Annotated in this window: 11 protein-coding genes; 1 reads left to right on the forward strand and 10 read right to left on the reverse strand. The window is 61.2% G+C overall.

The genetic code is table 11. The features are described from left to right. Positions 1–31: 31 nt before the first annotated feature. The 6 genes from ilvC to miaA all read right to left on the reverse strand — a co-directional run bounded on the left by ilvC (position 32) and on the right by miaA (position 5,970). Positions 32–1,051, reverse strand: a complete 1,020-nt coding sequence (gene ilvC, locus AADA04_RS02440) for a ketol-acid reductoisomerase (RefSeq protein ID WP_340691643.1) — start codon at positions 1,049–1,051, stop codon at positions 32–34. Between the two features lie 46 nt (positions 1,052–1,097). Further along, a complete protein-coding gene (locus AADA04_RS02445; RefSeq protein ID WP_340691644.1) occupies positions 1,098–1,751 on the reverse strand; it encodes a hypothetical protein in 654 nt (217 codons plus the stop codon). Next, positions 1,748–2,317 (reverse strand): acetolactate synthase small subunit, encoded by a 570-nt coding sequence (ilvN, locus tag AADA04_RS02450; protein WP_340691645.1) that lies wholly within the window; start codon positions 2,315–2,317, stop codon positions 1,748–1,750. Before ilvN ends, AADA04_RS02445 begins: the two co-directional genes overlap by 4 nt. Then, positions 2,314–3,012 (reverse strand): hypothetical protein, encoded by a 699-nt coding sequence (locus tag AADA04_RS02455; RefSeq protein ID WP_340691646.1) that lies wholly within the window; start codon positions 3,010–3,012, stop codon positions 2,314–2,316. The genes ilvN and AADA04_RS02455 overlap by 4 nt, the downstream gene beginning before the upstream one ends. 39 nt (positions 3,013–3,051) lie before the next feature. After that, positions 3,052–4,848 carry an acetolactate synthase 3 large subunit gene (locus AADA04_RS02460; protein ID WP_340691647.1) on the reverse strand — a complete coding sequence of 599 codons (1,797 nt, stop codon included), beginning with the start codon at positions 4,846–4,848 and terminating at the stop codon, positions 3,052–3,054. Positions 4,849–5,019: 171 nt separating this feature from the next. After that, positions 5,020–5,970, reverse strand: coding sequence for a tRNA (adenosine(37)-N6)-dimethylallyltransferase MiaA (gene miaA / locus AADA04_RS02465; protein ID WP_340691648.1), 951 nt, complete (start codon positions 5,968–5,970; stop codon positions 5,020–5,022). Positions 5,971–6,025: 55 nt separating this feature from the next. Here miaA and serB point away from each other — a divergent pair, with 55 nt between their 5' ends. Then, complete coding sequence (gene serB, locus AADA04_RS02470) at positions 6,026–6,949, forward strand: phosphoserine phosphatase SerB (protein WP_340691649.1); 924 nt, start codon at positions 6,026–6,028, stop codon at positions 6,947–6,949. Between the two features lie 3 nt (positions 6,950–6,952). Here serB and AADA04_RS02475 read toward each other — a convergent pair whose 3' ends face one another. The 4 genes from AADA04_RS02475 to hflK form a co-directional block, all read right to left on the reverse strand. Further along, a complete protein-coding gene (locus tag AADA04_RS02475; RefSeq protein WP_340691650.1) occupies positions 6,953–8,401 on the reverse strand; it encodes a Do family serine endopeptidase in 1,449 nt (482 codons plus the stop codon). A 78-nt stretch (positions 8,402–8,479) separates the two neighbouring features. Beyond that, positions 8,480–8,680, reverse strand: coding sequence for a DUF2065 domain-containing protein (locus tag AADA04_RS02480; RefSeq protein ID WP_340691651.1), 201 nt, complete (start codon positions 8,678–8,680; stop codon positions 8,480–8,482). Positions 8,681–8,692: 12 nt separating this feature from the next. After that, complete coding sequence (locus AADA04_RS02485) at positions 8,693–9,589, reverse strand: protease modulator HflC (protein WP_340691652.1); 897 nt, start codon at positions 9,587–9,589, stop codon at positions 8,693–8,695. After that, on the reverse strand, positions 9,589–10,224 hold a 636-nt coding region (gene hflK / locus AADA04_RS02490; protein ID WP_340691653.1), incomplete at its 5' end, for an FtsH protease activity modulator HflK. The genes AADA04_RS02485 and hflK, both read right to left, overlap by 1 nt.

The raw sequence follows: 10,224 nt of genomic DNA on the forward strand, positions 1-10,224 counted from the left end.
GATCCGGCATGCCGATGAGGTGTTCGGAAGTCTAGTTGCGGGCCTTGTCGACCAGACGGTCGTTCTGGGCCCAGTGCATCATGCCGCGCAGTTTTTCGCCGACTTCCTCGATCAGGTGGCTGTTCATGCGGGCGCGCTTGGCGTGGAAGCTTGGGGCGCCGGCCTGGTTTTCGAGCACCCAGTTGCGGGCGAACGTGCCATCCTGGATATCGGTCAGGACGCGTTTCATCTCGGCTTTGGTTTCCGAATTCACGATGCGCGGCCCGGAGACGTATTCGCCGTACTCGGCCGTGTTCGAGATCGAGTAGTTCATGTTGGCGATGCCGCCTTCATAGATCAGGTCAACGATCAGCTTGGTTTCGTGCAGGCATTCGAAATAGGCCATTTCCGGTGCGTAACCGGCTTCAACCAGGGTTTCGAAGCCGGCCTTGATCAGCTCGACGATACCGCCGCAAAGCACGGCCTGTTCGCCGAAGAGGTCGGTTTCGGTCTCTTCGCGGAAGGAGGTTTCGATGACGCCGGCGCGCGTGTTGCCGATGGCTTTCGAATAGGACAGGGCAACGTCCTTGGCGGCGCCGGTTGCATCCTGGTGGATGGCGATGAGGCCCGGCAGGCCGAAGCCCATCTGGTATTGTGCACGCAGTGTGTGGCCCGGACCCTTGGGCGCGGACAGGGACACATCGACGCCGGCCTTGGGACGGATCAGATTGTAGTGGACGTTGAAGCCGTGGCCGAACATGATGTGCTGGCCTTCACGGGTGTGCGGCTCGATCTCGTTCGCCCAGACGACAGCCTGGAGTTCGTCCGGGATGAGGATCATCACAACGTCAGCCCATTTGGTGGCTTCGGCAGGCGTCATGACGGTCAGGCCTTCAGCCTTGCACTTGGCGCGGCTGGCGGAGCTTTCCTGCAGGCCGACAACAATGTCCTTCACGCCGCTGTCACGTGCGTTCAGCACGTGCGCATGGCCCTGGCTACCGTAGCCGATGACGGCAACTTTCTTCTTCTGGATCAGGGAAAGGTCCGCGTCCTGCTCGTAATAAACTTTCATTGGCTTCAAAAAGCTCCGCTTTAGGGTGGGGTTGATAGGATAAGGTTCAGTTGCCGTTGCAGGTCCAGCCATCGCTGATATTTGCAACACCGATAATCATCTGGTTGATCCGGGCAATGTCGTCAGACGCTTTTGCATGGCGCGAGAAATGCAGGACCTTACCGGGTGTTTCGACTGTCGTGACAATGTCATGCGTATCGAGCAGCAGGACGACACGGCGGGAGCCATCCGGGTTGATCGTCACTTCTTCGCGGCGACCGTACGCCGGAAGGGGCAATGAACCGATCGTCGCCAACATGCCGACCAGGGGCTTTGCCACATCGTCAGGCAGGGCCATGCTCAGCTTGCAGACGGGCACACGGCTGCGTTCATTGTCTTCGCTGGGTACCGAGCGGGCCTCGAGCCAGAAGGACGGCCCCGCGCCGATAACATCGTAGATATAGGCTGCGCCGCTGGGAGATGCGGTGTCAACGATCCGGATCGCCGGATGCTGGCTGGTTGGCTGCAGACGGGCAGACCGCGCCACGAGATGTTCGGCGCGATCGATATCGCACTGCAGCTGGGCCTTTTCGGCGTCGCCAGCGAGCGCCAGCGCCGTGCCGGCCACTTTGGGCCGGCAGCTTTCAGGCGGGTCTTCAGCCGCGCTGGCGGCACCCGCACACAGCAGGCCCGCCAGAAGAAGGATATGGAATGTCTTCATCCCTGTTCCTTTCCGCGTTGGATCGAGAGTACGCCGGTCCGGCTGACTTCCACCAGTCCGAGCGGCCGCATCAGGTCGATGAACTGACTGATCTTGTCAGACGCGCCGGTCAGTTCGAAAATGAAGCTCTCATTTGTCGTATCAATCACCCGGGCACGGAAAATCTCGGCAATGCGAAGGGCTTCGACGCGAACTTCGCCGGTGCCGGCAACCTTGATCAGGGACAGTTCGCGTTCAATACCGCGCTTCGACTTGGTGATGTCGATCACTTCGCCGACGGGCACAATGCGTAGCAACTGGGCTTCGATCTGCTCAAGGATGTGGGGCGTGCCCTGCGTGACGATGGTGATGCGCGAGCGGCGCTGGCTGGAATCGACCTCGGCAACCGTCAGACTGTCGATATTGTAGCCCCGGCCTGAAAACAGGCCGACGACGCGCGCGAGGACACCGGGTTCGTTGTCGACAAGCACGGCCAGCGTACGCCGTTCGACGGCTTCGTCAGCGTGCGACAGGAAATAGGCCGATTTCGGTCCGGTTGGTGTGTTTCCGATTGTACCGTCGCTCATTGCATTGTCTCCGTTTGCATGTCCGGCGCCCGGGGGGCATCGAGCACGAGTCCCGGCCTGCGGGTTTCAAGGCGGGCCTTCAGCGCCGTGGCGCGGTCGATGGCATCGCGGCGGTTTGCTTGGGTCTGGTCGTCATACCGCTCGACAACCTTGTCGAGGCGGCGCGGATCAAGGTGTGCCTGCAATTCGGACACCATCAGACGGCGGCAATCTTCAATGAATTCCGCGCTGTTATCGCCCGTCGGGCCGCCTTCGCGGTGCATCGCATCAAGCTCGAAATAGGCCCACATGATGGCATCGAGGATGGGCGGGCGGTGGCCGCGATAGGCGCCGTCCTTGTCTGCGCCCTTATTGTCGGCATTGAGATTCGGGAAGAACATGCGGCCGCGTTCGACGAGGGCCGACAAGCCGATCAGGAGGCTTGTCTTGCCGCCGGTGAAGGTCGCGTCATTGGCTTGCAGGTGGCGGGTGCGCGCAAACATGGCGGCGCGGCCGAGCGCGTCGATTGCGTGATTGCCCCATTCGAGGCTCGCAGCGTCGATGCTCTGGCGCAGGCGTTCGGTCTGCAGGCGGCGCTGACGACGCGTTTCGGCGCGCGCGGCAAAGGCGCTGACAAGTGCAACCAGCGCAGAGCCGATCGCGATCACCACATCAAGGTGTTCGCGCAGCAAGGCGAGGATTTCGCTCATACTCATCTACACAATCCGTCCCAAAACCCGATGCCTGTCCGGCCGCTATACCAGCTTCTTCCCGGCGTCACTGACCTCGTTACCAGTTATCTCCCCGAGGATCATCTCATTATGAGCAGACCCCGACGGTATCATCGGCAGGCAATTTTCGGCCTTTTCGATGCGGCAATCGAACAGGACCGGACCGTCATGGTCGATCATTTCCTGGATCTTCGCATCGAGTTCCTGCGGTTTGTCGCAATGAATGCCGTGGCCGCCAAGGGCCTCGGCCAGTTTGACGAAGTCCGGCAGGCTTTGGGAATAGGAGTGTGAATAGCGCTCGCCGTGCAGCAATTCCTGCCACTGGCGCACCATGCCCATCCATTCATTGTTCATGATGAACACCTTGATGGGCAGGCAGTGCTGAACGGCAGTCGAGAATTCCTGCATCACCATCTGGACCGAGGCTTCGCCTGCGATATCGATAACGAGGGCGTCCGGATGCGCGACCTGGATGCCAACGGCGGCAGGCAGGCCATAACCCATCGTGCCGAGGCCGCCGCTGGTCATCCAGTGGTTGGGTTCCTCGAAACGGTAGAATTGGGCGGCCCACATCTGGTGCTGGCCGACCTCGGTGGAAATATAGGTCTCCCGTTCCCGGGTGAGTTCGAAGAGACGCTGGACCGCGTATTGCGGCTTGATTACGGTGTCCGAATTTGCGTAGGCGAAGCAGTCGCGGGCCCGCCATGTGGCGATCTGCTTCTGCCATTCGGCAAGGTTCGGCTTCTTGCCCTTGCGGGCGCCAAGTTCCTTCAGGATCGCCTGCAGCGTGGCAGCGCAATCGCCGACCACAGGCACGTCGACGCGGACGATCTTGTTGATCGAAGACGGGTCGATATCGATGTGAACCTTCTTGGAATTCGGCGAGAAGGCATCGATCCGGCCCGTGACCCGGTCGTCGAACCGGGCGCCCAGGCAGATCATCAGGTCGCAATCATGCATGGCATTATTGGCTTCAAAACTGCCATGCATGCCAACCATGCCGAGCCAGTCTGGGTGAGAGGCCGCAAAAGCGCCAAGGCCCATCAGCGTGGACGTGACGGGTATGCCGGTCGCGGCCTGCAGTTCGCGCAGCAGTTTCGAGGCGCGCGGGCCGGAATTGATGACGCCGCCACCCGTGTAGAAGATCGGGCGCCGGGACGTCATGATCAGGTCCACAATAGCGGAAACAGCTTCCGGTTGGGGAATTGTGCGCGGGTTGTAGGTCGGCTTGTGGACGCCTTCCTTGCCGATATAGGTGCCGGTGGCGAACTGGACGTCTTTCGGGATGTCGATCACGACCGGGCCCGGGCGCCCGGACGTCGCGATCAGGAACGCCTCATGGATGACGCGGGCGAGGTCATTCACGTCGGTGACGAGGTAATTGTGCTTGGAACAGGTGCGGGTGATGCCGATCGTGTCGCATTCCTGAAACGCGTCCGTGCCGATGAGGTGGGTGGGCACCTGGCCGCACAGGACCACCATCGGGATGGAGTCCATCATCGCATCCGTGATCGGGGTGACCATGTTGGTTGCGCCGGGACCGGACGTCACAAGGGCGACTCCGGGCTTGCCGGTCGATCGGGCATAGCCTTCGGCGGCATGGCCGGCGCCCTGTTCATGGCGGACCAGGATGTGCCGCAGGTCCGGCGCCGCGAACAGCGCGTCATAGATCGGCAGCACGGCGCCGCCCGGATAGCCGAAGAGCGAGTCCACACCCTGTTCGCGCAAGGCCTCGATAACGATCTGGGCCCCGGTCATGATGCGGGGTTCAGTCGGGGCCGGGCTGGCGGCGCGCGTCTTGGACTTGGTGGCTGTGGTCATGAGGCTCTCGGATTGTCTTGGAAAAATGGGTCAGGGCTGAATTAAAAAAGGGCCCCCTGAGGAGACCCTTTTGTGCGCGCATCCGCAACCGGCTGAATCGTCAGCCGACTACGGATGCCTAATAACGAGTACCAGTGGTTTGCGCACGGTGCGTTTCCTCCAACGTCGGACTTAGGAATAATCTGCCTCTTGGGCGCTGTCAATCTCCCTGTAAAGGGCATGAATGACCCTAAGGCGGTTTTCTGGCTCAGGTGACGGAATGCGCGGCCAGAAGGGAAATTGCCTGCCGATCCACGTAAACTGCCTTTTTGCATAGCGCCTGGTATCGCGTTTTGCATTTTCGGCCGCCAGTTCCGCGCTGATATCGCCGCGTGCAAAGGCCATCAGCCAGGGCATGCCGTGCGCTTTCATGGCGGGGAGTTCGGGATCGAGGCCGCGTTCCATCAGCGCACGGGCCTCGTCCATGGCGCCCTGCATCAGCATGCCTTCGAAGCGTCGGTCGATCTTCTGGTAAAGACGCGAACGCGGCGGGGTGAGCGCAAAACCAATCCATTCGCCGTCTTGCAGGACAGGCGGCTGGCGTTCCTCGTGGAAGGCGCTGATCGGGCGCCCGGTCGCGAGCCAGACTTCATAGGCACGTGAGAGGCGCTGGCGGTCGCCGGTGCCAAGCCGATCGGCTGTTTCAGGATCGACTGGTACCAGCCTGTCACGCAGGCCTTCGGCGCCTTCAGCTTCGGCAATGGCGCGGACATCGGCCCGGATATCCTCCGGAACCGGCGGGATGTTCGAGAGGCCCTGTGTCAGGGCCAGCAGGTAGAGGCCCGTACCGCCGACGAGGATCGCGCGCTTGCCCTTGAGCTCAATTCGCTTGATTTCGCAGCGCACGTCTTCCAGCCAGTCACCGGTGGAGTAACGCGTGGCGGCATCGACATGGCCGAAAAGGTGATGCTCAACGCCGTCCATTTCCGCCTCGTCGGGGCGCGCGCTGATAACCTGGAGGTCCCTGTAAACCTGCATGGAATCAGCGTTGATGACCTCACCGCCCAATCGCCGGGCCACGGCGATGGCGAGGGCGGTTTTGCCGCTGGCGGTCGGACCGTGAATGAGGATTGCCGGATGCATGCTCCAGACCTAAGGGCTTGTCGGGCGCGTGGAAAGACACCAAGAGACTGAAAACATGACCCAGACCCCGGATACATCCCGCAATTTCCTTGCTGTCACAGCTGTGGCAGCCCCATCAAAGGCTGATCTTGCTGGAGAACTGGGGGCCAGCCTCGCTGCGGTTGGCGTGGCTGGCATGCAGCTGCGGATTCTGTCGAAAACGGGACCGTGGCAGGCATGCGAATATGTGTTTGCGGTCGGGTCCAACGAGGAGATCGAGGCCGTTCGCGCCGGAGTGAAGGGGCTGGAAGCGGATGTTGCGGTCCTGCCCGCCGCCAACCGGCGCAAGCGTCTCCTGATCTCCGACATGGATTCAACCATTATCGGCCAGGAATGCCTCGACGAGCTGGCGGATTTCGCCGGCCTCAAGGCCGAGGTCTCGGCGATCACCGAACGCGCGATGCGCGGCGAGCTTGATTTCGAAGGCGCCCTGACGACGCGGGTCGCCATGCTCAAGGGGCTGAAACTGTCTGCGCTCGAGGCGGCCTATCGCGAACGCATCACGCTGAATCCCGGCGCGCGGACGCTGACCGCGACGATGAAGGCACATGGCGCCCATGCGCTGCTCGTGTCTGGCGGCTTCACGTTCTTTACGTCGCGCGTGGCCGACGCGTCCGGATTTGAAGCGCATCGCGGCAACACGCTGACTGATGATGGCGCTGTCCTGACGGGTGATGTCGGCAGGCCGATCCTGGGACGTGAGGCGAAATTGACGGCGCTGGACGCCGCGGCAGCGGCGCATGGCCTTGTGCGCGATGATGCGCTGGCGCTCGGCGACGGCGCGAATGATCTCGACATGATCCGCGCCGCGGGCCTCGGCATTGCCTACCGGGCCAAGCCGATTGTTGCGGAGCAGGCCACTGCGGCGATCAATCATACAGACCTGACAGCCGCCCTGTTCTTCCAGGGCTATACGGCGGACGAATTCGTCACGGCGTAGGCGTTACTTCGCCAGTTCAATCGACAGGAACTGGTCGAACCATCCGGCATCGCCCCGGCGTTTCACGCGCAGGAGCAGGGGCTGGTGCGGCGTCGTCATCGCGGTTTCCACGCGAGACACCGTGTCCGTAACGGTGGACACCTTGGCGAAGTTCACCTCGACGATGACATCGCCGCGGCTGAGCTTGCCGAAGGCACGTCCGCGCGCGCTGACACTGGTGACGACGACCCCTTCGACATCCTTGGGGATTCCGAAGCGGCGGCGGATATCGTCGTCGATGCTCTGGAGTTCGGCGCCAAGGTCATTGCTGCTGGCTGGCATATCGGGAAGCGCATTGGCACCCGACGCGTCATCATCGTCCTCAAGTTCACCGAGGGTTACCGACACATTGCGCGCCTTGCCGTCGCGAATGATTGACAGGGCCACGGTCTTGCCGATCGGGGCGTCCGAGATCAGCCGCGTCATTTCGCGGACGCTGGCAATCGCCTTGCCGTCGAAGCTGAGTACGAGATCGCCGACTTCCAACTTGGCCTTGTCGGCGGGGCCATCATTGGTGACGCGTGTCACGATGACGCCGCCCTTGCCCTTGGCCTTGTAGGCCTTGACCAGTGCCGCATCGGCGTCCTGCACGTTCACGCCGAGCCAGGACCGGCGCACCTTGCCATGCTCGATCAGCTGTTTCGAGATGCGCTTCACCAGATTGGCCGGAACGGAGAAACCGATGCCGACCGATCCGCCAGTGGGTGAGATGATCGCGGTATTCACACCGACGACTTCGCCGCCGAGATTGAACAGCGGGCCACCGGAATTGCCCCGGTTGATCGCCGCGTCGGTCTGGATGAAATCATCGGAGCGCCCGGAATTCAGGTCGCGGTTGCGGGCCGAGATGATCCCGGCCGAGACCGATCCGCCAAACCCGAACGGGTTGCCGATGGCGATGACCCAGTCGCCGACTTCGGCATGGTCGCTGTCAGCGAGGTCGACATAGGGCAGCGGCGTCCGGCTGTTCACTTTCAGCACGGCAAGGTCGGTGTCGCGGTCGCGGCCGACAAGCGTTGCTTCGAGCACGCGGCCATCGGAGAAGTTGATCTCGATCTCATCGGCATTGTCGATGACATGATTGTTGGTGATGATGATTCCGTCGGGACTGATCACAAAGCCCGAGCCGAGCGATCCCTGGCGCTGGAAGCCATCCTCGTCACGGCCGAAGAACTCGTTGAAGCGCTCCATCGGTGAGCCTTCCGGAAAGGTCGGCAGGCCGTTGGGCGCAATTGTCTGCTGTGTCGAGATATTCACGACAGCCGGCATCAGGCGTTTGGAGAGGTCGCGAAAGTTCTGCGGCTGCACTTTCTGGTCCAGGCCATCAAGGGGCCGCGACAGGCTGCCCTGGGCTGAAACAGGCAGGACAAAAGCGGCAATGAAACCGAGGGCGGCGAGTGCCGGAATGCGCATGAGGCAGAAGGCTCCTGAGAGTCGGATATTGTACGTAACGTCTTCAGTATGGCGGTTTGCGCCCTTGTTGCAACAGGTTCAGACGCCTCTGACTGCGAAGACAAGGAGAGCGGCACCGACGACGGCTGACGCCAGTCCGGCAAAGGCCACATCGCGGCTAGACATTTCGGAGAGGCGGGCCGCCATGCGCCGCATGAAGTCGGGGGCGACCGCATAGATCGCCCCCTCCACAAAGAACCAGATTCCGGCCGCAGCCAGTATCAGATAGAGTTTAGACACGTACCTTGCGTCCTAGCGGCTGCCGCCATTAGCACGGGCACTTTCGATGAACTCGTCACAGATCCCGAGATTTTTCGGGCTGACAATCACCTGAGTGCCTTCCTGAATGGCCTTGTCACAGGCGATCAGGGCACGTTGGAACCGGAAGAATTCCGGGTCCTTGTTGTAGGCGTTGGCATAGACCTCGGTCGACTTGGCATCGCCTTCACCACGGATGATCTGCCCCTGCTCACGAGCCTGGGCCTCGATCACCGTTTTTTCACGGCTGGCCTGGGCGCGGATCAGGCGGGCCTTCTCCTCACCTTCGGCACGGATGCGCTGGGCTTCCTGAAGACGGGCCGACTGCATCCGGCTGTAAACGCCCTGAGCCACTTCCTGAGGCAGGTCTGCCTGGCGGATGCGGACGTCGATAATGTCGATGCCGTCATCGCTCAGCTGCTCGTTCACCTTGATCCGGATCCGGTCCATCAGCTGTGAGCGCTGTCCGGAAATGATTTCCGGCACGGGCACGTCGCCGAGGGCTTCGCGAATGGTCGAATTGGTGATTTGGTTGAGCTGGCGGGCAGCCGCCGTTTCGGTGCGGAAACGCTGGTAGAATTTCAGCGGATCCTTGATGCGCCAGCGCACGAAGGCATCGACCGAAAGCCGACGCTGGTCCGATGCAAGCACTTCGATATTCTCAATATCAAGACCAATGTTCTTCTTGTCGAGTTTCTCGACCTGCTGGAACAGCGGGATCTTGAAATAGAGCCCGGCCTGATCCTGACCCGGAGCGTTATACACCTGCTTGGGTTCGCCGACCTGGAGCATCAGGGCCTGTTCGTCCTGACGGACGACAAAAAACGAATTCATCATGACCAGCAGGAAGATGCCGGTGACGACGATGATGAGCCATCCAAATGCACGCATTATTGTTGCCCTCCGCTGGGTTTAGACTGGGTTCGTTCCAGTGGCAGGTAGGGAACAGCGCCGGATTCCTGATCCATGATCAGTTTGTTGGAGCGTTCAAGGACCCGTTCCATGGTTTCAAGATACATGCGTTCCCGCGTGACGCGGGGCGCCTTGCGGTATTGCTCGTAGATCTGCTCGAAGCGGGAGGCTTCACCCTGTGCATCGGCAAGAACCTGATCGCGATAGGCTTCAGATTCCTGCAGGATGCGCTGGGCGCTACCACGCGCTTGCGGAACAACCTCATTGGCGAACTGGGTCGCCTGGTTGATGTTGGTCTCGGCATCCTGTTCGGCGACGTTCACGTCGTTGAACGCTTCGATCACCTGTTGGGGCGGATCGGACCGGTCAATCGTGACGGCAAGGATCTGGATGCCGGCACGATAATCATTCAGCAGGGCCTGGACCTGTTTGGCGACTTCCGCCTGCACGACATCGCGCTCGGTCGTGATGACGCTTTGCAGGCTCGTTTTGCCGACAACTTCGCGCATGACGGATTCAGAGACCTGTTCGACCGCTTCGGACGGGTTCTTGACGTTCAGGATGAAGTTTTCCGGGTGTTCGGAATCGACCTTCCAGAACACTGAGAACTGGAT

This window comes from Hyphomonas sp., assembly GCF_037969335.1.
Taxonomy (GTDB): domain Bacteria; phylum Pseudomonadota; class Alphaproteobacteria; order Caulobacterales; family Hyphomonadaceae; genus Hyphomonas.

Bases quoted from the DNA above. Each gene is read 5' to 3' on its own strand.
- ilvC (WP_340691643.1), bottom strand. From the start codon at position 1,051: ATGAAAGTTTATTACGAGCAGGACGCGGACCTTTCCCTGATCCAGAAG.
- AADA04_RS02445 (WP_340691644.1), bottom strand. From the start codon at position 1,751: ATGAAGACATTCCATATCCTTCTTCTGGCGGGCCTGCTGTGTGCGGGT.
- ilvN (WP_340691645.1), bottom strand. From the start codon at position 2,317: ATGAGCGACGGTACAATCGGAAACACACCAACCGGACCGAAATCGGCC.
- AADA04_RS02455 (WP_340691646.1), bottom strand. From the start codon at position 3,012: ATGAGTATGAGCGAAATCCTCGCCTTGCTGCGCGAACACCTTGATGTG.
- AADA04_RS02460 (WP_340691647.1), bottom strand. From the start codon at position 4,848: ATGACCACAGCCACCAAGTCCAAGACGCGCGCCGCCAGCCCGGCCCCG.
- miaA (WP_340691648.1), bottom strand. From the start codon at position 5,970: ATGCATCCGGCAATCCTCATTCACGGTCCGACCGCCAGCGGCAAAACC.
- serB (WP_340691649.1), top strand. From the start codon at position 6,026: ATGACCCAGACCCCGGATACATCCCGCAATTTCCTTGCTGTCACAGCT.
- AADA04_RS02475 (WP_340691650.1), bottom strand. From the start codon at position 8,401: ATGCGCATTCCGGCACTCGCCGCCCTCGGTTTCATTGCCGCTTTTGTC.
- AADA04_RS02485 (WP_340691652.1), bottom strand. From the start codon at position 9,589: ATGCGTGCATTTGGATGGCTCATCATCGTCGTCACCGGCATCTTCCTG.